The sequence below is a fragment of the Pseudoalteromonas neustonica genome, assembly GCF_001653135.1.
GTDB classification, from domain to species: Bacteria; Pseudomonadota; Gammaproteobacteria; order Enterobacterales; family Alteromonadaceae; genus Pseudoalteromonas; species Pseudoalteromonas neustonica.
Window position 1 is genome coordinate 1 of the sequence record NZ_BDDS01000020.1, and the last position, 21,058, is coordinate 21,058.

The 21,058-nt window shown below is 40.1% G+C and carries 19 protein-coding genes and 4 pseudogenes; 16 read left to right on the forward strand and 7 right to left on the reverse strand.

Going from position 1 to position 21,058, the window contains the following annotated elements:
• The 3 genes and pseudogenes from A7967_RS23445 to A7967_RS18565 all read left to right on the forward strand — a co-directional run.
• Window positions 1-137: pseudogene (locus tag A7967_RS23445) on the forward strand (transposase); the annotation flags it as partial.
• Window positions 138-590: 453 nt separating this feature from the next.
• Entirely contained in the window at window positions 591-1,016 is a 426-nt protein-coding gene (locus A7967_RS18560) for a hypothetical protein (protein WP_064435953.1), read from the forward strand.
• 743 nt (window positions 1,017-1,759) lie between these two features.
• Window positions 1,760-2,152: a DUF5071 domain-containing protein gene (locus A7967_RS18565; protein ID WP_064435954.1), complete on the forward strand. Its 393-nt coding sequence runs from the start codon at window positions 1,760-1,762 to the stop codon at window positions 2,150-2,152.
• 82 nt (window positions 2,153-2,234) lie between these two features.
• On the opposite strand, the pseudogene A7967_RS22555 reads toward A7967_RS18565, so the two are convergent.
• Window positions 2,235-2,651 (reverse strand): annotated as a pseudogene (locus tag A7967_RS22555) (group II intron maturase-specific domain-containing protein); the annotation flags it as partial.
• Between the two features lie 51 nt (window positions 2,652-2,702).
• On the opposite strand from A7967_RS22555, the gene A7967_RS23730 reads away from it, so the two are divergent.
• The 5 genes from A7967_RS23730 (at window position 2,703) to A7967_RS18585 (ending at window position 4,610) form a co-directional block, all read left to right on the forward strand.
• Window positions 2,703-2,831: a hypothetical protein gene (locus A7967_RS23730; protein WP_419761259.1), complete on the forward strand. Its 129-nt coding sequence runs from the start codon at window positions 2,703-2,705 to the stop codon at window positions 2,829-2,831.
• 83 nt (window positions 2,832-2,914) lie between these two features.
• A complete protein-coding gene (locus A7967_RS18570; RefSeq protein ID WP_054205926.1) occupies window positions 2,915-3,184 on the forward strand; it encodes a type II toxin-antitoxin system TacA family antitoxin in 270 nt (89 codons plus the stop codon).
• Window positions 3,181-3,714: a GNAT family N-acetyltransferase gene (locus A7967_RS18575; protein ID WP_064435955.1), complete on the forward strand. Its 534-nt coding sequence runs from the start codon at window positions 3,181-3,183 to the stop codon at window positions 3,712-3,714. The genes A7967_RS18570 and A7967_RS18575 overlap by 4 nt, the downstream gene beginning before the upstream one ends.
• A 324-nt stretch (window positions 3,715-4,038) precedes the next feature.
• Entirely contained in the window at window positions 4,039-4,317 is a 279-nt protein-coding gene (locus tag A7967_RS18580) for a type II toxin-antitoxin system RelE/ParE family toxin (RefSeq protein WP_064435956.1), read from the forward strand.
• A complete protein-coding gene (locus A7967_RS18585) occupies window positions 4,317-4,610 on the forward strand; it encodes a HigA family addiction module antitoxin (RefSeq protein ID WP_054205929.1) in 294 nt (97 codons plus the stop codon). Before A7967_RS18580 ends, A7967_RS18585 begins: the two co-directional genes overlap by 1 nt.
• Window positions 4,611-4,701: 91 nt before the next feature.
• Here A7967_RS18585 and A7967_RS23450 read toward each other — a convergent pair.
• Window positions 4,702-5,015: pseudogene (locus A7967_RS23450) on the reverse strand (hypothetical protein); the annotation flags it as partial.
• 3 nt (window positions 5,016-5,018) lie between these two features.
• On the opposite strand from A7967_RS23450, the pseudogene A7967_RS23735 reads away from it, so the two are divergent.
• Both A7967_RS23735 and A7967_RS18590 read left to right on the forward strand, forming a co-directional pair.
• Window positions 5,019-5,284 (forward strand): annotated as a pseudogene (locus A7967_RS23735) (transposase); the annotation flags it as partial.
• A 215-nt stretch (window positions 5,285-5,499) separates the two neighbouring features.
• Window positions 5,500-5,817 (forward strand): heavy metal-binding domain-containing protein, encoded by a 318-nt coding sequence (locus A7967_RS18590; RefSeq protein ID WP_054205931.1) that lies wholly within the window; start codon window positions 5,500-5,502, stop codon window positions 5,815-5,817.
• 185 nt (window positions 5,818-6,002) lie between these two features.
• Here the strand turns inward: A7967_RS18590 and A7967_RS18595 are convergent, their stop codons facing one another.
• Window positions 6,003-6,971, reverse strand: coding sequence for a dihydrodipicolinate synthase family protein (locus tag A7967_RS18595; protein WP_064435957.1), 969 nt, complete (start codon window positions 6,969-6,971; stop codon window positions 6,003-6,005).
• Window positions 6,972-7,439: 468 nt separating this feature from the next.
• On the opposite strand from A7967_RS18595, the gene A7967_RS18600 reads away from it, so the two are divergent.
• From A7967_RS18600 to A7967_RS18620, 5 genes are all read left to right on the forward strand, one after another.
• Complete coding sequence (locus tag A7967_RS18600) at window positions 7,440-10,433, forward strand: TonB-dependent receptor (protein ID WP_064435958.1); 2,994 nt, start codon at window positions 7,440-7,442, stop codon at window positions 10,431-10,433.
• Between the two features lie 201 nt (window positions 10,434-10,634).
• Window positions 10,635-11,684, forward strand: coding sequence for a proline racemase family protein (locus A7967_RS18605; protein ID WP_054455704.1), 1,050 nt, complete (start codon window positions 10,635-10,637; stop codon window positions 11,682-11,684).
• Window positions 11,681-12,766 carry a M24 family metallopeptidase gene (locus A7967_RS18610; protein ID WP_064435959.1) on the forward strand — a complete coding sequence of 362 codons (1,086 nt, stop codon included), beginning with the start codon at window positions 11,681-11,683 and terminating at the stop codon, window positions 12,764-12,766. Before A7967_RS18605 ends, A7967_RS18610 begins: the two co-directional genes overlap by 4 nt.
• A 1-nt stretch (window position 12,767) precedes the next feature.
• Window positions 12,768-13,724, forward strand: coding sequence for a bifunctional Delta(1)-pyrroline-2-carboxylate/Delta(1)-piperideine-2-carboxylate reductase (gene lhpI, locus A7967_RS18615; RefSeq protein ID WP_054205936.1), 957 nt, complete (start codon window positions 12,768-12,770; stop codon window positions 13,722-13,724).
• A gap of 54 nt (window positions 13,725-13,778) precedes the next feature.
• The gene (locus A7967_RS18620) at window positions 13,779-14,180 is read left to right on the forward strand and encodes a hypothetical protein (protein ID WP_054205937.1); all 402 of its coding nucleotides are present in this window, start codon (window positions 13,779-13,781) and stop codon (window positions 14,178-14,180) included.
• A 58-nt stretch (window positions 14,181-14,238) separates the two neighbouring features.
• On the opposite strand, the gene A7967_RS18625 is transcribed toward A7967_RS18620, so the two are convergent.
• From A7967_RS18625 to A7967_RS18635, 3 genes are read right to left on the reverse strand one after another with little or no spacing between them, the layout of a single operon-like run.
• Complete coding sequence (locus A7967_RS18625) at window positions 14,239-14,847, reverse strand: flavin reductase family protein (RefSeq protein ID WP_054205938.1); 609 nt, start codon at window positions 14,845-14,847, stop codon at window positions 14,239-14,241.
• Window positions 14,848-14,856: 9 nt separating this feature from the next.
• Complete coding sequence (locus tag A7967_RS18630; RefSeq protein WP_064435960.1) at window positions 14,857-15,591, reverse strand: SDR family NAD(P)-dependent oxidoreductase; 735 nt, start codon at window positions 15,589-15,591, stop codon at window positions 14,857-14,859.
• Window positions 15,591-15,956 (reverse strand): thiol-disulfide oxidoreductase DCC family protein, encoded by a 366-nt coding sequence (locus A7967_RS18635; protein WP_054205940.1) that lies wholly within the window; start codon window positions 15,954-15,956, stop codon window positions 15,591-15,593. The genes A7967_RS18630 and A7967_RS18635 overlap by 1 nt, the downstream gene beginning before the upstream one ends.
• Window positions 15,957-16,177: 221 nt before the next feature.
• Here A7967_RS18635 and ppc point away from each other — a divergent pair, with 221 nt between their 5' ends.
• The gene (gene ppc, locus A7967_RS18640; protein ID WP_064435961.1) at window positions 16,178-18,823 is read left to right on the forward strand and encodes a phosphoenolpyruvate carboxylase; all 2,646 of its coding nucleotides are present in this window, start codon (window positions 16,178-16,180) and stop codon (window positions 18,821-18,823) included.
• Window positions 18,824-18,846: 23 nt separating this feature from the next.
• On the opposite strand, the gene A7967_RS18645 is transcribed toward ppc, so the two are convergent.
• Window positions 18,847-20,871, reverse strand: coding sequence for a tetratricopeptide repeat protein (locus A7967_RS18645; RefSeq protein WP_064435962.1), 2,025 nt, complete (start codon window positions 20,869-20,871; stop codon window positions 18,847-18,849).
• Window positions 20,872-21,058 lie beyond the last annotated feature (187 nt).

Below are 21,058 nucleotides of genomic sequence, written 5' to 3' on the forward strand. Positions count from 1 at the left end.
GGTTAAAACTGACCACGCAATTTACACGCGTATTTCATGGCGCAGTAGGTAGGACGACCTCACAAGAGAGTTACTGTGAACACTTGAGCAGAAAACGGCGTAGCAACGTCAGTAACAGCGAAAAGCTGCTGGCATAAAGTTAAAAGTCCTCAGTAAAAAGTTAAAACTGCAATTATGCAGTTATTATTATGCGCGTAATTTAGGCTTTAGAGTACTAATAACTTATTTAATGGATGGAATGAAAGCAACCCATTAATAAAAAGTAAATTCATAACCTAAAAAGTAAATCTAGTGGAATAGTGATGTTGGCTCAATTAGAATGGCTGTCTAATTTGTTGTTGCTCAAACGGACGTTAAACAGTAGGCTGTTTGCTCCTGCGTCGCTTATTTTAGCCTACTATTTTTTACCTCTTAACGAGGCGTGTGGCTGTAGAATTACTCTTTTTTAAGAAAAACAGCTAGTTTTATGGGTTCCAAATGCATTACCTAATGCTTTACAAACGCTTAGAGTTAATTACAGGAGCTCGTTTTTTAATTGAATTTGGCTGTTAGAGTTATTCTACAGCCTCGTTATACCTACAGGGGGCACGGTGAAATTTTTAATTCTGATATTTTCGTTTATTTCATTATCTAGTTTTGCATGTTCAGATGGTAAACCCGAAAACGGTATAGCCGCTTTTATTACTAAAGAAAGTCACCTTAGGTCATTAGATGTCTCGGTTTATTACCCTTTAAAGTTTGGCGAAGCAATTGCTTTTCGCGCAGACATTTCATTTGGTAGTAACATAGACGAGTCAATGTTATCCGTTCCTACAAATGTAACAGTACCTTATCAACTGACGGAGAATCCAGAATTAAAAAACTATATGGTATCCACTTTTCTAGTTGAGCCTAGTATGTTAGACAAGATTTCCATTACTGTTTATTATAAACGACAGAAACGCAAAGGTGGGTTAATTACATTTTGTGCGGGGCCAGTAGCAATATATAAAATTAATGATTTACCTATTAAGTAGGTATAACAAGGCAATTAAGTCGGATTCGTAACAGTTTGCTCGGTTCCACTTCGTTTCACATTTTAGCAAACTGTTACTCACCGCTTATTGCGGCGTTGTGGCTGTAGAATTACTCTTTTTTAGAAAAACAGCTTGTTTTATGGGTTCCAAATGCATTACCTAATGCTTTAAAAACGCTTAGAGTTAATTACAGGAGCTCGTTTTTTAATTGAATTTGGCTGTTAGAGTTATTCTACAGCCTCGTTAGCAGTCAGGTTTTAGGATTAAGTTAAATGGAATTTTTTAAGCAAGTAATATATGAAATGTACGGTTTTACTTTACTGGAATTTCTTTTTTACGCCTTAGATGCACTTGTCATCTGCGCTTGTTTTATAGCTTTGTTAGTGGGCTCAGTTAAATTAAATCGTCGCGTTAACTCCAAGGATTCTCGGCTGCTCGTTTTCTCTTGTCTAACGGTACTGGTTCTAAGTGTCTTATCAGGTGTCGTATCAGAATATAGTTATCAAGAAAATGATTCCTTGTCTTTGACGGAGCTGCTAATGATTTACTCTCCATCAGTTGCAGTTGTATGTCTTACAATTAGTCTTCTTCGAGTTTTAAAAAGCTTAAGAGGTAATTTAAACAATGACTGCTAACAAAGCGCTTAAGCCTCTCCCTTCGGTCGCTGGGACGCCTATACGCGGGGCGGCTTCGCCATTATGCCCCACGTATCAGCACCCCTTAGCTTAAAGTTATACGCAAATATGAATTCGAACATTGTGCCACAAAATAAACATGATTTAGATGCATGCATTAACTTACAAGCTATCTCTAATTCGGAGTTGCCATTATATTTTGAGCAACTACTTCCATGGCTTAAAGATATTAATTGGCCAGTGGCATTACCTGTTGCGGAAAAACTATCACAGGCGAACGATGATTTAGTTCCGTTTATCAATGAAATCTTACTGGGTAATGATGATATCTGGAAGTGTAATGCCATTGAGTATTTAATTATGAAACTGAAACCACAAGTAATGGAATCAGCTTTAGTTGAGGTTGTTAAAATCATTAACTCTCCTACTCAATCTGAAATAGATGAAGGTGTTAATTTAATTGCAGGAGAAGCTGTGTTCTATTACAGTCATTGCGTATAATCGGTTAGCCGGAGGTTTCTAATCTCCAGCCCCCACACCACCCATCATGCGCTTTTTATTAACAGGAAGTGCAATGGGCGGTTCATCTCCCGTAATGAATATTGATCCAAATATCTCTCAATGACACTAAACCTTGTGATGCTAAGTAGTCATTGCCTAGCGCAATGTTAATTCCTTTTGTTTTTGAGCTTCTACAAGGGCGTTCGTTTCCAAGCGCCTACTTTTGGTACTGTGATACCACAGGCTCTGGCGAGTCGCACGCTAACCCCCAATTTCATTAAACTGCGTACTTTGGTGCGCGCTATTCTTTTTATCAAGAGCGTCATTGCCGCCAGTAGCACATTCTTATCCTGCGGCGGATCCAATGATCTAAACCCACTGTCAGTTGATAAGCGTTGGCTATTAGGTAGTAGTGTCTCCAGCCGCGTAAATACTGTGTGAGTTTATGAATTTGTAGGGTCATTGAGATCCCCTTGTTGCGGTTAGTGAGTTCTCTTACCCAGAGCAGTGGTGTAGTATCATTGAAGAACAACAAGCTAGCGATTTAACTATCACTGACTATTGCCAGCAAAATGCTTTATCAAAAACAACTAGCGTTAATTACAGGAGCTCTTTTTTAATTGGATTTGGCTGTTGGAGTTATTCTACAGTCTCGCTATATTCTCTCACCTTCCGGTAGTTTTCCGTACGTATTGAATCGGTTCATTAAGTGCACTATAATCTACTCGTGATTACGGAGTTGTTCCGTACGTAGGAGGCATTATGGCAACAGCGCGCTTAGATATTCGTCTTGATGAAGAAATTAAGGCAAAAGCAGAAAAGGCATCGGCGTTACTTGGTTTAAAAAGTTTAACTGAATATGTGGTTAGGTTAATGGATGAAGACGCTACGCACGTAATTGAAGAACATGAGAGTATCGTTGTTAAGGACAGCGTCTTTGATGAATTTATGCATGCGTGTGATAAAGCTAAAGCGCCAAACCAGGCTTTGCTTGAAGCGGCGAGGTTTACAGATGAGAGTTGCATTAAGTGAGCTGGGGTAAAGAGTTCGTTGAACTGAGTAAATCGAAACATGATCGCAATTCTTTTGATTGTGGTCAGCAAGAGTTAAATGTGTTTATCAAAACTCATGCGGCTAAACATATGCAAGCGGGTATTAGCCGAACAATGGTGTTACCTAGTGTTCAGCCATTACTCAATCAAAAGTATGCGATTTGTGCGTTTTACAGTGTGGCGGCAAGCTCAATTTGCCGCGAAACCTTACCTGTGCAACTTGCAAAGAAGCTCCCTCGTTATCCCATACCTGTATTTTTACTTGCTCAGCTTGCCGTACATAAGGAGTATCACGGCTCTGGTTTGGGAAAGGTTAGCCTAATTCGGGCACTTAAGTACTTATGGGAAGTCAATCACCACATGAGAGCGTATGCCATTGTTGTTGACTGCCTTACTAACTCTGCTCAAGCCTTTTACACGAAATTTGGCTTTGAAGTGCTATGCGAGCATAATGGTCGAATTCGTATGTTTTTGCCAATGAATACGGCAGGACAGCTTTTTACTCAATAAGTTACGAACATAACCAGGTAGCCTGAGGTCTCTAACCTCCAGCTCCGCACCATCCATCACGCGCTTTTTATTGACAGGAAGTGCAATGGGCGGTTCATCTCCCGTAATGAATATTGATCCAAATATCTCTCAATAAAACAAAAATGACACCCACCTTAAAGTTTGTATTTTTGATATTTTACGATAAATCAAAGTAACCGATTGAACCAAAATAGGAACTCGGCTATGGTTGAAGCATCAATAAAAATAAATTAAAAACGAGTTATTCTACAGGCTCATTATATTTTTATTGTTGAGTGATGCGCATCGCGCTATGCTTGTGACATGATTAAATCTTTCAAGCATAAAGGCCTCAAGAAATACTTCCAAACAGGAAGTGTTGATGGAATTCAGGCCAAGCATCAACGCAAACTGCGCATGCAACTTGCAGCAATAGATACCGCACAAGAAATTGATGATATCAATTTACCCGGTTTTAAATTGCACCCTCTCAAAGGGGATCGTGACGGGATTTGGTCTATTACTGTAAATGGTAACTGGCGCATTACTTTTGAGTTTATCGATGGTAATGCATACATTCTCAATTATGAGGACTATCACTAATGACTATGCATAATCCACCACATCCAGGAGAGTTTATCTATGACGTTTACCTAGAGCCTGCAGGCTTTAGTTGCCGTTATTTAGCTAAACAACTAGATGTAGCATCGTCTACATTAAATAGAGTTCTAAAAGGTCAAAGTGCAATCTCACCAGAAATGGCACTTCGGTTATCTAAAGCCATTGGCAGAACTCCTGAGAGTTGGTTAGCAATGCAAGATAACTACGACCTGTGGCATGCAAAACAAAAAATTAATTTAACCAATGTCCACGCAGTAAACTTTGCAGTGGCATAAAAAATATAATAGGGTAGCCGGAGGTCTCTAACCTCGAGCCCCCACACCACCCATTATGCGCTTTTTATTAACAGGAAGTGCAATGGGCGGTTCATCTCCCGTAATGAATATTGATCCAAATATCTTTCAATGACACTAAACCTTGTGATGCTAAATAGTCATTGCCTAGCGCAATGTTAATTCCTTTTGTTTTTGAGCTTCTACAAGGGCCTTCGCTTCCAAGCGCCTACTTTTGGTACTGGTGATACCACAGGCTATGGCAGTTGTTCGCTAACGCCCAATTTCATTAAATTGCGTACTTTGGTGCGTGCTATTCCTTTGGAAAGAGCGCCATTGTCGCCAGTGGCACATTTTTATTCTATAGCGGATCCAATGATCTAAATCCACCGTTAGATAATAAGCATTGTCAGGCTAAAAATGAGCTACATTGACAAGATGAAGGTCAAAATAGACAGTCTATTGGAACGACGACAATATTTTATAAAGTAATGGTAAAAGACTCGGCAGTATTAAGCCTGTCTTTCTTGAGGTAAAAAGCGCAATATTACAGTCAATAAAGACATGAATAAATTGACCTTACGCGGACAAACTAATGTGAATGCATTCACTTTATTCTGCGGCAACTGTATTGCCTTGTTCATAATCTAGAAAAACTGAGAAACACGATGCATTAATAAGGGTAACCCCTTATCACTTTAAATAAACCACTCACACACCTGCAATCCCTTTCAAAACGCCGATTAAAACAACACCAAGTCCTCTTTTTATATTTACGTGAAAGTCAGTTTTCGATTGAACCAAAATAGGAACTCAGCTATGGTTGATGCATCAATAAAAATAAATTAAAAACGAGTTATTTTACAGGCTCGTTATGTTCTAGGGAGAAATTATGATTTATACGACAACGGAAACTGTTCCTGGCAAGGAAATTGAAGCTGTATTGGGCATCGTCAATGGGAACATGGTTCAGTCTAAACATGTTGGTCGAGATATCATGGCTGGTTTAAAAGGTATTGTGGGCGGCGAACTCAAAGGCTATACCGAGATGTTGATGGAAGCTCGAAATATAGCGGTAGAACGATTAATAGAAGATGCAAAAAAGTTAAATGCCGATGCAATAGTAGGAATACGATTTACAACTAGCTCAGTTACTGATGGGGCATCAGAAATATTAGTGTTTGGCACAGCTGTTAAATTTCGAACATAACCGGGTAGCCGGAGTTCTCTAGCCTCCAGCTCCACACCACTCATCTTAACATTGGTGTTTCCCCTGTTTTTATGACGTTTAATTAGCATGAATATTGAATAGCTCAAGATGTAACAATAACAGTTAAACTGTAGATACAAAAAAACTCCGTAAAGCGGAGTTTTCTTTGCGAATATTCTAAAAGATCAATCTATTAAGCCCAGAATTTCAAGTCTTTCTTTTGCTTTGATATATCGTGCGCGCACGTCATCAATTTGCGGTTGAGTTAACTTCTTACCAAAGGTACGAAGCCCGCCGTTGGCATCGTTATGATGAATTCCGAAAGCAAATTTTAGGTACTCTAAAAGTAACGGTTGTGCATCAAGGTAGGAGATAGAATTCATCGCCTGAGAAATTTTATTTGCCTCAGCCCACTCTCCATTATTTACATATTCTTGCATAGTAATACTCGCTTTTGGGAATATACACCCAACGCCTGTAATTCCACCACATGCACCAGCGAGCCCTGCATGTACCGTTACGGTATCAACACCGGCCAGCACTTTTAAATCTTTGTTCTCTAGTATCATTGTTTCAATAACTGACACGTCTATAGTCGATATCTTAAGCGCGGTTACTTCAGGCAGGGCTGCAAGTCTTGTAAGAAGATCAGTTGAGAGCGCATGATAGCCGGCCGCATCAGGGTTGTTATAAGGCATTATTGTTATGCCGGCTTCTTTTGCAGCCGCAGCAGAAAGTGCGTAGTACGCATACATTTGTTCATCAGATGGTGCTACTTTTGTTTTTGGTGGCATTACCATAACGGTATCCACACCAACTGTTGCTAGCTCTTTAACGATTTTAGTAAGTTCTTCTTTCGTTTCTGCCGCAGCGCCACTGATCAATGGAACATTGTATTCATTAGCAACACTAGAAAGGGCTTTTAGTAAAGAAAGGCGCTGCTCAGAACTTAGGTAGCTATTCTCACCCAGAGTACCAGAGCCAACCAGCCCGCCCATTCTAGCTCCACCTTTACCTTGAACTTTTAAAATATCAGCAGCGTATTTTTGTGTTGCTTCAAGGTCAATTTCAAGAACTCCGGATTCTGACTCTTTTAGCCATGTAAATACGGCCGGCATAACTGTATATCGCCAATCTTTACTGCTTGCTTCCATCATATTCTCTCTTTTGTTTTATATTGTATACATTATGCAATCATTGTATCAGTAAAATTAACTTCAGCAAGGCCGGGATAAAAATAAAGCTAAATATAAATAAATCTGACATCTACCTTAAGATTGAATAGTAGCCGACAGATCTGAAGAGTCCCACCAAACTAGCGTCAAAGCACTTAGAGTATGAAAAGTGACTCGCCTAGAGCTATGCTCAATAATGTGGTTTATATTTCACGTAGGCGGGGTTTTATGCCGCGCGGATCTTCAAATATATAAAACTGCGCGAGGTAAACTCCCGTCTACTTTCCTTGTTTTTATTGCTGTTCTCTTTTCAAATGAAACATATTTTTTATATGATATGTGAAATAAATGTATATTTAATATTGTATACAATATGTAATGGGTGTATATTTTTTGCGTCTGAGGTTAGACAGACAACAAAAATCAACAGGATCAAGGAACATATTCATGTTTACATATAATAAAAAGCAAACTCGGGGTGTTGGCGTTAAAACATTATTAGCAACGGCGGTTACAGCTGCGTTAATGATGGCACCTGCTGCGCATGCGGTAGATGGTAGTAGTGTTGTAAAAGGCCATGTTGTAGCGCAAGCGGGCACGGATTTAATTGGCGCAACAATTACGCTTAAACACAAAAGCAAAGGATTGGTTTATACCATTACAAGTAATGCGCAAGGTGAGTATTTGCTGCGTAATGTACCAGTAGGTACGTATGATGTGACAATTGTTAAAGATGGTTACCAAACACTAACAGAAGAAAATGTTTCTGTGACGATTGGGCAATCAATTATTCTTGATGTACAGCTTTATAAAGCGGGTACCGATATGGAGCGCATTGCGGTAACTGGCGCTGCGATCCGTCGTGTTGATATGGCGTCTTCTACGTCGGGCTTAACATTTAGCGACGCTGAGCTTAAAGCGATGCCAGTAAATACGGGTTTTGAAAGTATTGCGTTATTAGCGCCGGGTACTGTTGCACCGGGTGGCTCAAACTTTAAAGGTGCATCGAGCTTTGGTGGCTCGTCTGCTGCTGAAAATGGCTATTACTTTAATGGTTTAAATGTGACGAGTATTCGTACCGGGTTAGGTTCAATACGCCTGCCGTGGGAAGCTATTTCGCAAACCCAAGTTAAAACGGGCGGCGTGAGTCCTGAATTTGGTGGCGCATTAGGCGGTATTGTTAATGCTGTTTCTAAATCAGGTGATAATGACTTTAAATTTGGTGCTGAAGTACGCTGGGATCCAAATAGCTTACGCAGCCAACATGACTCAATATTTCAAGATAATGGCACGATAAGCACCAATACGCAGCAAAGTAGTTACGACTTTAAAGAACTGCAATTGTGGGCCAGTGGTGCGATTATCGAAGATACTTTGTTCTTTTATGGTTTATTTGCACCGCGCCGTGAGGAGTCTAATAGCGCAGGTCAAACGACGTTCTCAGATTTTGAGCGTGATGAAGATCGCTGGTTTACCAAAGTAGATTGGTTTATTAATGAAGACCATTCAGTAGGCTTTTCAGCCATGAACAACAAACGTACATGGACTGATAAAACCTTTGCTTATAGCTGGAAAGACAATGTTGTAGGTGCGCAACAAGGTGTGGATGCGCCGGGTGAAGACGGCGGTAATGTATATAGCATTAACTATAATGGTTACCTTAGCGATACGTTTTCTGTCTCTGCGGTAATAGGGCGCGTTACTGAAAATGTTGAAAACGTTGTAGCCTCGCCAAACCCTGGTGTATGGGATGCACGTGATGGCTCTGTTACGCTAAGCCAACACACTAATTCCGCGGTTAGCGAAGAGGAGTACACTCGTGATCAAGCACGTATCGATTTTAGTTGGGATTTAGATGCACATTCAATTCAATTTGGTGTGGATTACACCAAAGTTGATGTGGTATCTCATTCAGGCCAGAACGGTGTTGGTGATGCAGAAGGTTGGTGGACAGTAAAAACTGCGGGCGAAAATGATGTATCAGGCGCAGCGGTCGGTAGTGATTATATTGAACGTCGCATCCGTACTCGTGACGTAGAGTCAGACGTTTCTTCATTGGCATTTTATATTAACGACTCTTGGCAGGCGACTGATAATTTAGTGCTTAATTTAGGTGTTCGATACAGCGAATTTGAAAATACGGTATCAGATGGCCGTGCTTTTGTAGATATTGATGGTCAAATTGCGCCACGCTTACAAGCTATCTACGATCTATCAGGTGATGGCAGCTCAAAGATTTTTGCAACCTATGGACGTTACTTCCAGCCAGTGTCTGCCAATATGAATATCACTCAAGGGTCTGCGTCAGTAGAGTGGTTTGAATATTTCGATTTAGATCAGCTAGATGGTAACGGAGCGCCAAGCTTAATGACCGATGGTTCGCCAAGTCGTGGTGAAATGCTGCGAGATAGGCGTTGGCGCCAACGTGGTATTACAGAGCCAGGCTTAATAGCATCAGCCTCTTTAAAGCCTATGTACAGTGATGAATTTACCATTGGTTATCAACAAGAAGTGTTCGATACCATGTCAGCTGGTATACGTGCCATTTACCGTGATTTAGGTCGCAGCGTAGAAGACACTGATGTAGGTCCTGTTTTAGCTAAAAAATTAGCAGAAATGGGCATAACCGATAATGTCGGTCAGGGTTCGTATTATGTCCTTAATAATCCCGGCGAAGCGATTCAAATGTCGTATGACTTTGATGGTGACGGCCAAGTTGATGATGTTAATTTAAGTGCAGAGGAACTTTCACTTCCTGCGGCACAACGAAAATATTTAGCACTTGAGTTTACTTTAGACGGCAATGTAACAGACGATTTACGCATTAATACGTCATATACGTGGTCTCATAGTTATGGCAACACGGAAGGACTCGTCAAAACCGATAATAACCAAGCGGATCCGGGCTGGACAACGTCATATGATTACGGTGACTTGATGGACCATGGTTATGGTAATTTACCAAATGATCATCGCCACGCTATTAAACTCAGCGGTGCTTACACTATTACAGACTCGTTAACGTTAGGCTTAGTTGCGCGTACTGCGTCGGGTCGACCTAAGAGTTATTTCTCAGTGCACCCTGAAGGAGTCGATAGCTGTGCAAAAGGCAGTCCATGGGATGCATGTGCCAGTAAATACTACGACCAAGCATCACATTATGATGAAAATGGTAACCCAGCTCCGCGTGGAAGCAAAGGTAATTTACCGTGGGCTACAAATATAGATATGTCGCTTACGTATTACACAGACTTTTTTGGCGCTGATATGACATTAAAAGGCACTGTTTATAATTTACTTGATAGTGACAGTGCCATTTCGATTAATGAAGAGCGTGCGCAGTATGGTGATGATGGCTTAGAGCTTAACCCTGACTATGGATTGGTGACAGGCCGACAAGGTGCGCGTTATGTATCGTTAACCGCGCGTATAGAGTTTTAAATTCCCTGGTAAGATGCTGTTAAATAACAATAAGGTAATAACTTTACCCATCGTTTTTAGCTTGTTGTTTTAATGTTTAAGCACATTCTCTGTTAAGAGTGATACAGCCTTGATGCCGAGCAGGAAACTGCTCGGCATTTTTCATTAAAGTTATTGCACTAAAAAACATTAAGATATATTGTATGCAAAAAGGAGTTGATGATGTCCCACACTTTATTCTCTCACTGGCAACAGCCAAATAATGATTGGTTACAAATACACACCTTGGATATGCACACCGGGGGCGAGCCGCTGCGTATTATTGTTGATGGTTTTGAGCAGCTAGTAGGTAATACGATGCTTGAAAAACGTGCAGATTGTTTAGCTCGCTTTGATTACTTACGCAAAGCATTGATGTTTGAACCTCGCGGTCATGCTGACATGTATGGCGCAGTGATCACCCCCGCTGAGCGCCCAGATAGCCACTTTGGCGTACTTTTTTTACATAATGAAGGCTACAGTACGATGTGCGGGCATGCGATTATTGCGCTGGCAACCGCTGCAAAAGATTGCAGATTTGTTGAGTTTAAAGATGGTCATAATGAGCTAAGAATAGACACCCCTGCAGGGCTTATAAAAGCCTATGTTGAACTTAAAAATAATCAGTTACAGCAGGTGTATTTTGATAATGTCGCCAGCTTTGTCGATAAACTCGACGTTCAAATAAGCTTGCCTATGTTTGGCTCAGTTAGCTGCGATATAGCATTTGGCGGTGCATATTACGCATTTATTGATGCAGACACCCTTGATTTAAGCTTAGCGCCTGAAAATCATGAGCAGATAATTAGTCTTGGTAAAGCGATTAAACAGCAGGTTACTAAGCAATACCAACCAAAACACCCGAGCGATAATGGACTTGGTTTTCTATACGGGGTTATTTTTTACTCCAATAGTCAGTTATCGCAAGTCAATCACTTTAGTCGCCATGTGTGTGTATTTGCCGAAGGTGAACTTGATAGAAGCCCAACAGGCACAGGCGTAAGTGCTCGTGCAGCATTAGCATTTGCTAAAGGCGAGTTAGCCGTTGGGCAAAGTGCAAATATTGAGAGCATTTTAGGCTCCTTATTTAATGTGAAAATTAAGCAATCATGCACCTTTGAAACACATGCTGCTATTATTCCCCGCGTTACTGGTAGTGCATTTATAACAGGTAAACATACATTTTTAATTGATCCGAACGATCCCCTAAAGCAAGGATTTATTTTTCGATGAATAGTCATTTTTTTCAGCGCCAACAGATTTTAAAACAACAACTAATAAATGATAATTTAACTGCTATTTTAGTTTTAGGTCATGAAAATATTCGCTACTTGAGTGGCTTTAGTGGTAACGCGGCGTATGCAATAGTAACACCAGCTAGTTGTGTACTTATTACTGATTACCGCTACTTTGAACGGGCAAAGCAAGAGTGCCAAGGTTTTGAAGTGATCTGCCGTGATCGTGATAACGAGAGCTTGGGTCATTGTATTAATCGTTTTTTACCAGCTAATAGCGATTTGGGTTTTGATGCCGCATTTATAAATGTGGCATTGTGGCAGCAGGTTGCAAATGATTTGAATAGCCATACATTAGTGCCAATCCAAGGTGTAATTGAACGCCAGCGCATGATCAAAAATGACTGGGAAGTAACACAAATTAAAGCTGCGGCAGCGATTGCTGATGAAGCGTTAGCACACACACTGCCATACTTTAAAGTCGGTGTGAGTGAGCGTGATTTAGCCCTAGAGCTTGAGTTTAGAATGCAAAAACTAGGCTCAGAAGGCATGTCATTTGCGACCATTTTAATGTTTGCTGAACGTACATCACTCCCCCATGGCAGCCCAAGTGAGCGCACACTTAAAGAGGGCGATTTTATTACCTTAGATTTTGGTGCTGTTATTAATGGTTATCGCTCAGACATGACTCGCAGCTATGTACTAGGCAAGGCGTCAAGCAAACAAACTCAAATTTACAATGCAGTTGCGACTGCTCAACAAACTGCTATTAATTTACTTAAGCCTGGTGTTGATTGTATTGATTTACAAAATGCCTCGCAACGAGTATTGGATGACTCAGGTTATGGGAAGTGGGCAGGGCAAGGGCTTGGCCACGGTTTGGGGCTATTTTTACATGAACACCCCTTTATTAATAAAAATGTGAGTCATGTTTTAGAGGTTGGTAATGTGATAACAATTGAACCGGGTATTTACATCCCTGATTTTGGTGGTGTACGTCTTGAAGAAGATATTTTAATTACACCAACCGGCTACGAAATATTAACGCATGCACCAAAGCCATTTGAGCTGGAGCTATAAAATGCAAGTTATTGATACAAAACACATTGATAGCGCTCTTGATTTTGATTCGTTAATAACTGCTATGCAACAAGGATTTGCGCTCGATTTTGGCATGCCAAAACGTAACGTGTATGAGTTAGATAGCAACAGTGCCAGCCATGATGCGTTTGCTGTGCTACCTGCTTGGAATGAACAAGTGATTGGGGTTAAAGCATTTACTTACTTTCCAAACAATGGCGAAGCGGGTTTTGACTCGTTGTATTCTAAAATTATGCTGTTTTCGCGCGAGCACGGCGAGCCACTGGCATTGGTGGATGGAACGCGGATTACTTTGTGGCGCACGGCGAGCGTATCTGCACTGGCGAGTCGTTATTTATCTCGAGAGAACAGCAAGCATTTAGTGTTTTTTGGCAGTGGCAACTTAGCCCAATACATGGTACGTGCACATTTAGCTGTACGTGATTTTAAGCGGGTAACGCTGGTGGCGCGCAATAAGTTAAAAGTAGCCGCCCTGCAACGTCGTTTACAGCATGCATTTCCCGATGTTGAGTTTGTGATTGGACAAAGCACACAGGAGATTATTTATAGCGCTGACGTGATCAGCTGCGCAACAGGTTCTGCTAAACCATTATTTGATGGTAACTGGTTAAAAGCAGGCACACATATTGATTTAATAGGTAATCATCACAGCGAGCATCGTGAATGCGACACCACGACCATCACCCGCAGCCGTGTTTATGTAGATAGCAAAGCAAATGTTTTGGCAGAAGCAGGTGAGTTATTAATACCGATAGCGCAAGGGGTATTTAGTGAGCAAGATGTATGTGCAGAGTTGGCTGATTTAGCCAAGGTAAATACCATTGCTCGTTTTAATGAAACGGATATAACAGTATTTAAGTCAGTTGGTACGGCATTGAGTGATTTAATTGCTGCATATAAAGTGTACACCCAAACCACCTGCAAAATGACCAACTGAAACTCGCATCTTGAGGTCGTTTGGGTATATCAATCTTTACAAGGCTAGAAACTGATGAGCAAAGTACTATTTATATTGGGGGCTATTTTTATATTCGTTGGCATTTTGCCACTACTGCGCTGGCTAAAAAGTAAAATTAGCAAGCATCATTGGCGAGTATGCCCGATTGACGATATAACGAGTGTTGTTAATACGCGCGTGGCATCGCGTGAGTTACTACCACAAAAATCAATGTTAGTAAGCTTTCGCTTTAATAACCATTTGCACAGTGTTTTAATTGGTTACGACAGACGATTATTACTGCGTTTTAGAGATTCGCAAAGCTGCACTATATTAGTTGATAAAGATAACCCGCAGAGTGTATATAACAATGCGCAGCTGTGGCATAGCTACGCAACAATATGGTTATTTTCAGGGTTAAGCCTATGTGCGGGTAGTTACTTTTTAGTGCCGTAGTTTTGGCCATTTAAAGGTTGGTATAAAGTAACTTAAAAACCAACCTTTTGAGTACAGGCTATTTTTTAGCGTAAGGCAGGCGAGTTAAGTGGCGAGTTTTATGATAGCTATCTAAACCACTGATGGCGACTGTATTTATAAGTTCAATGTCCAGAAAACCGTCGTCCATCACGGCTATATCATCAACGTGTATGTCCATTATTTCACCGATTACCAGCTCTGTTGCGTTAATATTAAGGTGCTGATGATCAACAAACTTAACAGCGTATTTTAGTTTACTTTGCGCGACGAATGGAGCTTTAAAATCAGCTAAGTATTGCTCCGTTAAGCCTGTTGCATCAAACTCAGACTCATCCTTATCATAGCGAGCTGATGTTTGATGTGCTTGCTCAACAATTTCACTGTTAACTTGGTTGATTGTAAATACACCGGTCTGAATAATATTTTCAAAGGTGTGTCTAGGTACGCTGTGTGGACGCATTATCATTGCGACCAAAGGTGGATGCGCGCCTAAGTGGATAACTGAACTGACAATCGCCAAATTTGTATTACCTGATTCGTCTTGTGTACCAATTAAATTAGCGCTTTTGAATCCAGACAATGAGTTTATCAGATGAGTGCGATAATCCTTTTCAAAGCTTTCGATTGCGTCTTTTGTTATATGCATGATGAATCCTTACCAGTGAATGTGTTCGCCTCGCCAATCTATGTAAGCTGGCGTACCAATATTTGTTAATTGTTCGGGTGTTTGTAAAAGAGCAAATAATTGATCCGCCACAAATTCAGGTGTAAACAGTTTTCCTGCGGGGACATTTTTTTGAAATGGTTTAGATAGTTCAGTATCTGTTGTGCCAGGGTGAAAAAGCACTAACCGTGTTTGTTTTGCTCTACGGGCAAGCTCTATGGCAGCAGTTTTAAACAACATATTAAGCGCCGCTTTAGAGGCGCGATAGCTATACCATCCACCTAAATCATTATCAGTAATACTACCAACACGCGCACTGAGTGAGGTTATCACACAGGGGGATTTATTATTAAGTAGCGGTAAAATAGATTGTAAGCACAATACCGGTGTGAGTGCATTGGTGTTTAGCAGTACGTTGAAATAATTTTCATCTAAATCTTCGAGTTTTTTTTCTGGCATTGATTGGTCAAAATGCAGTAAACCGTTGAATATTAAAACTTGAGTAGGAGTAATGTTTTTAGTTTTTAGATGGGCTGTTAATTTGGCTAAGCTGGATTTGGTGTAATCACTGTGTATTTGTTCAATAAGTAATGAAGTGTTGGGCAATTGAATCTGCGCACGGCTTACACAAAAAACATGCGCGTTGGCGTCATCTAATGCAATTTTTTCTATGTATGCTTTTGCAATTGCACTGTTTGCGCCAAATAAGATATACACAGATGACATTATTTGATCCCACATGATGATTTACACAGTACGCTTGAGATTTGCAGGCGATACTTTGCAAATACCCAGTACCCTAGATCGGCAAAAAAGCGTATTACAGGAAGTTGTAAAATCTTTAACCATGAATGACGACCAACGGCTTTCCAAGCCGCAAATGTAACATCTAAGCCATATAGCATTTCGCCATTGTCACTTTGACCATGTAAAAAAGCCTGAGCATCTTGGCGTTTTATATAGCTATAGCGGTCTTCAAAATCATCTTTGTTGATATCTTCAAGGACAATTTGGTTGCGTGTGTCGGCGTGTTTGAGTTGTTGCATTTCTTTGCTGCATAAAGGGCATTTGCCATCGTAAAAAATAATCACAGTTTACTCATCCAGTATCAATTCATTATTAATTGTTACGAAATAGAATAAGCTTTGGATCTGTTCAATTAGCAATTTGGATGATATTAATAGAGCCTAACAAAATAAGGGTGAGCAAAATGTCGATTTTAACCATTATCCACACTCCACACTTTTAAAATCGATCCGGCTAACTATTTGTACCTAAACGGTATAAAAACATCAACAATGGAGTATCAGGAATGAGTGAACAATATGCCGCCTTACGGGGGAACGTTAATTTATTGGGCCAATTATTAGGCCAAACAATTAAAGACGCCCAAGGACAAGCAATTTTAGATAAAGTGGAAGAGATCCGAGCTTTAGCTAAATCATCTCGCACAGGTAATGAGCAAGATCGTTATGCCTTAATTGATGTTCTGCACGCTTTAACTGATGAAGAGCTATTGCCCGTCGCGCGTGCGTTTAATCACTTTTTAAACTTAGCGAATGTTGCTGAGCAATTTCATACAATATCGCGCTTTAACGATGTTGGCTTTTGTCAATTAAGCCCTCTGACACAAACACTTAAAGCGTTATCAAGCCAAGTCCAGCAAGGTAAAATAGATCCAAACCAAATAGCAGACAACCTTGCTAAATTACATATCAATTTAGTACTAACCGCGCATCCTACAGAAGTAACTCGTCGTACTATTATTAATAAACATGTTGAACTAAGTGACTGTTTAGCAGCGCTTGAGCGCACTGATAACTTACCATTTGAACGTGAGAATATTTTAAACCGTATTGCTCAGCTTATTAGCCAAGCATGGCATACTGATGATATTCGTCGCTCGCGACCAACCCCCATTGATGAAGCGAAATGGGGCTTTGCGGTTATAGAAAACAGCTTGTGGCATGCGGTTCCTCGTTTTTTACGTGATTTTAGTAAAGAAGTAAAAGAGCACCTGGATTTAGAACTGCCAAACAACTATAGCCCGGTTGAATTTACATCCTGGATGGGGGGCGATCGCGATGGCAATCCATTTGTTACTGCACAAGTAACACAGCAAGTGTTGGATCATGGTCGTTGGATGGCGCTTGATTTGTACAGTCGTGATATTGAGACCTTAAGTACAGAGCTATCAATGTCGCAAGCAAGTGATGAACTGATTGAGCAGGCAGGACAAGAGTTTGAACCATATCGTGCTGTATTAAAAGATCTCAAGGCACAGGTGAGTGAAACGGTAGCTCATTTAGGCGCTAAAATTATGGGTAATCGCAGTGAAGCGCAAGACATCATTACTGATATTAGCCAAATTAAATACCCTCTGGAGGCGTGCTATCGCTCATTACTTAAAACAAATATGGGTGTTGTAGCGAATGGTTTATTATTAGATGTATTACATCGTATTAATAGTTTTGGGATCCGATTAGCTAAGCTTGATGTACGTCAAGATTCATCACGCCATAGCGATGTTTTTTCAGAGTTAACACGTTACTTGGGTCTGGGCGATTACAATCAATGGCAAGAAGAAGATAAGCAAGCCTTTTTATTGGCTGAGCTTAACTCTCGCCGCCCACTTATCCCTAAACATTGGCAACCAAGCGCAGATGTTAAAGAAGTGCTCGATACCTTTGATGTAATAGCACAACAAGATGCGTCAACATTTGGTTTATACGTGATTTCAATGGCACGTACAGCATCAGATGTGCTGGCGGTACAGTTATTATTAAAAGAAAGTGGCTGTGGTTTTAAACTGCCAGTTGCGCCGTTATTTGAAACCTTAGATGATTTAAACGCCGGGCACAGTGTTATAACGCAATTACTGGATAATAATTGGTATCGTGGTCAAGCTGAGGGTGTGCAAAACGTCATGATCGGTTATTCAGATTCAGCTAAAGACGCTGGTATGATGGCAGCGGGTTGGGCTCAATATGAAGCAATGGATAAACTTGTACAATTAGCGCAGCAACGCGGTATTGAACTGGTGTTGTTTCATGGTCGTGGTGGTACGGTGGGTCGTGGTGGTGCACCTGCAGCGCAAGCACTTCGTTCACAACCGCCAGGATCACTCAAAGGTGGCCTGCGTGTAACTGAGCAAGGTGAAATGATCCGCTTTAAATTTGGTTTGCCTAATGTGGCATTACAAAGTTTAAATATATACGCGGGTGCTGTGCTTGAAAGTAACTTATTACCGCCGCCAGAACCTAAAGATAAATGGCGTGACGTGATGGCATTGATCAGCGAAAAATCATGTGAACATTATCGTAATGTGGTTCGTCATGATGACAATTTCGTGCCGTATTTTAGAATGGCAACACCTGAGCAAGAGCTATCTAAATTACCGCTAGGTTCAAGGCCTGCTAAACGAAACCCACATGGGGGCGTTGAAAGCTTACGTGCTATTCCGTGGATATTTGCATGGAGTCAAAACCGTCTAATGCTGCCAGCATGGTTAGGTGCATTAACAGGGCTACAGGCAGCACTTGAAAAGCATGGCATAGAGACGCTTAATGAAATGAGTCAACAATGGCCATTTTTCAGAGCGCGTCTAGAAATGCTCGAAATGGTGTTTAGTAAGGCTGACTGCTGGTTAAGCGCGCATTATGACGATGCGTTAGTTGAGACACAATACAAACCTCTTGGTGTGACGTTACGCCAAGAGCTAAAACAAGCCATTGAATTAGTTCAATCATTAAGCCCACAACAAAGCTTATTGGCAGATCAGCCATGGATCAAAGAATCTATCAATTTGCGTAATCCGTACACCGATCCACTTAATGTATTACAAGTTGAGCTATTAAAACGCTCTCGTGAAGCTGCGCAAGGTAGCTCCGGTGATATTGATAATGCACTAATGATCACTATGACGGGCATTGCCGCCGGTATGCGTAATACGGGTTAGATAGCGTTAACTTAGGGTTTATATTACATCGTCTCAACTGGCCCATTGAGAGGCAATACAATTTTAAAACATGCGCCTAGCTTACACGGCTCGGCGCATATATTACCATTTAATGATTGCTTTACTGCGTTAAACACAATATTTAAACCCAGTCCTAAGTGGTTTCCCCCCATATTTGTTGAATAAAATGGAGTGAAAATATCTTTGAGTATTTTATCATCAATGCCGCTGCCATTATCTTGAAATATAATCACAGCATGATTGTTAACTACACTTATTTCTATTGTGATTAACGCATTATCAGTGTGTACAAAACCATGCTCGTAAGCATTAATGATCAATGTTTTAATAACATCAGAAACAATTGATGGATAAGTAGGAATAGAGACTTCGGTGCCTATCACGTTAAAACTAATATGTTTTTTAAAGTGATTTTGTAATGTGGTCACTCTATCTGTAATAAACGTTTTAAGTGGGATTACTCGCATTGGTATATCGGGTGCAATCGAGACACTTAATGCTTTGAACTCTTCAACAATATTTGCTAAGCGGTTTATATTATTGATCACAAAATCTTTTGCTTCGTTCGTTTCTTGAATAAATTTACTAAAGTCGTTGCTGCTGAGTGTTTTTTCATTGAATTTCTGACTCAATCGTTTTAGATTTTCTTCGATCAAAGAACTGGCCGTCGCAGCTGTGCCAATAGGGGTATTTAATTGATGTGCAAGCCCGGTGACTAACACTGTTAATGCGGCTATTTTCTCAGCTTCTAATAATTGCGATTGAGTTTTATGAAGTTCATCGAGTGTTTTAGCTAAGCGTTGCTCACGCTTATGAATATTATGTACAGCAAAAAAAGAGCCGAACAATATCACTAACAACGAAATAGTAATTGCTATAGACAATTCTTGAAACGCTTTAGCTTTTGTTTCTTTGAGTTGTTTTGTACGAGTTAACTCGGTTATTTCTACTTCCTTACTACTTGAGTCAGCTTCGGCGAGTGCCTTGGCTAAGTTAACATCACTTTGCTGTTTCACTAATTGAGTATGCGCATTAGTATGCTTTTTATATGCATTAATTGATTGTTTATAAAGGCTTTGAGATTCAAGGAAACTTGACTGAAATTTATAAACACGAGATACAAATAGTAAATTACTTTGTTTATTTATACTCGCAATCACTAACGCTAGGGTTGTATTTGCTTTATTTAGATCACCCATATCAGCATATATTTGTGCAATAAAAAAATGAGCTTGTGATATTTTTTCAGGCAAACCTTGTTGCTGAAAAATACTGAGGGCTTTTTCGTAATGCTGCTTGGCAAGTGGGTAGTCATTATTTGCTTGTTCAATCTCACCGAGTAATAAATATGCTTCAGCTAAGTAGTATTTAAAATCATTGTCTTGTAACTTAATAATAATATTTAAAGCTAGCGTTTTTGCTTCTGCATACTGTTGTTTGGCAATTAATGTATTAATTAAATTGATCGTCGAAATTGAGATGCTTAATGGGTTTTTTAATGCGGTGGCATAATCGAGGTACTTCCTGTAAATATCCTCTGCTTCATCGAGACGTCCAAGTTGTAAATATACTTCAGCTAAGTTGTTAAGTGTTTGCTGGGCTAAATTTTTGTTATCTTTTTTAGTGTGTTCAAGCGCCTTTAAAAAATGCTCTATAGCAAGTTGATACATGCCTAATTGTGTGTAAATACCGCCAGAAATATTATAGTACCCATAAATTAAGCTCGGTTTATCTGACCGTTGAACCAGATTTTTATACAGGACTAAAGTGCGCATTGCCTCTTCAAATTGCTTGGCTTCGAGTTCAAACCATGCTTTGTAATTAAGCATTACAATTTTTTGAGTTGGATTTAACTCGTCATTATTGAGAATGTTTTTTAATTGTGTAAGTGCTTCGGTGGGGTTTTTTGCGTAACTGGCGCGAAGATCCACGCGTAATTCTTCAAACGATCTATTAGTGTAGGACTGAGCGAAAGCAGATACAGAACTTAGGCTATATAAAATGACAAGTAACACAACACGAAGCATATAACTTCCTTTTAACTGCATGAGTGACGATATAAAATATTCTTTAATTATAAGTGAAAAAGTAGCTCAGTTGTGTATGATTTTTACCTTTTTTGTAGTCTTTGCTAATACTTTAATCTGTTTCTATCGAATGGACTGACCAGTTAGGATGATAATGATTGACGGCGGCGAAGAAAAAACTACAATG

Coding starts and splice junctions, on each gene's coding strand:
- A7967_RS18565 (WP_064435954.1), top strand. CDS start 1,760: ATGAATTCGAACATTGTGCCACAAAATAAACATGATTTAGATGCATGC.
- A7967_RS18570 (WP_054205926.1), top strand. CDS start 2,915: ATGGCAACAGCGCGCTTAGATATTCGTCTTGATGAAGAAATTAAGGCA.
- A7967_RS18580 (WP_064435956.1), top strand. CDS start 4,039: ATGATTAAATCTTTCAAGCATAAAGGCCTCAAGAAATACTTCCAAACA.
- A7967_RS18585 (WP_054205929.1), top strand. CDS start 4,317: ATGACTATGCATAATCCACCACATCCAGGAGAGTTTATCTATGACGTT.
- A7967_RS18590 (WP_054205931.1), top strand. CDS start 5,500: ATGATTTATACGACAACGGAAACTGTTCCTGGCAAGGAAATTGAAGCT.
- A7967_RS18595 (WP_064435957.1), bottom strand. CDS start 6,971: ATGGAAGCAAGCAGTAAAGATTGGCGATATACAGTTATGCCGGCCGTA.
- A7967_RS18600 (WP_064435958.1), top strand. CDS start 7,440: ATGTTTACATATAATAAAAAGCAAACTCGGGGTGTTGGCGTTAAAACA.
- A7967_RS18605 (WP_054455704.1), top strand. CDS start 10,635: ATGTCCCACACTTTATTCTCTCACTGGCAACAGCCAAATAATGATTGG.
- A7967_RS18610 (WP_064435959.1), top strand. CDS start 11,681: ATGAATAGTCATTTTTTTCAGCGCCAACAGATTTTAAAACAACAACTA.
- lhpI (WP_054205936.1), top strand. CDS start 12,768: ATGCAAGTTATTGATACAAAACACATTGATAGCGCTCTTGATTTTGAT.
- A7967_RS18620 (WP_054205937.1), top strand. CDS start 13,779: ATGAGCAAAGTACTATTTATATTGGGGGCTATTTTTATATTCGTTGGC.
- A7967_RS18625 (WP_054205938.1), bottom strand. CDS start 14,847: ATGCATATAACAAAAGACGCAATCGAAAGCTTTGAAAAGGATTATCGC.
- A7967_RS18630 (WP_064435960.1), bottom strand. CDS start 15,591: ATGTCATCTGTGTATATCTTATTTGGCGCAAACAGTGCAATTGCAAAA.
- ppc (WP_064435961.1), top strand. CDS start 16,178: ATGAGTGAACAATATGCCGCCTTACGGGGGAACGTTAATTTATTGGGC.
- A7967_RS18645 (WP_064435962.1), bottom strand. CDS start 20,871: ATGCTTCGTGTTGTGTTACTTGTCATTTTATATAGCCTAAGTTCTGTA.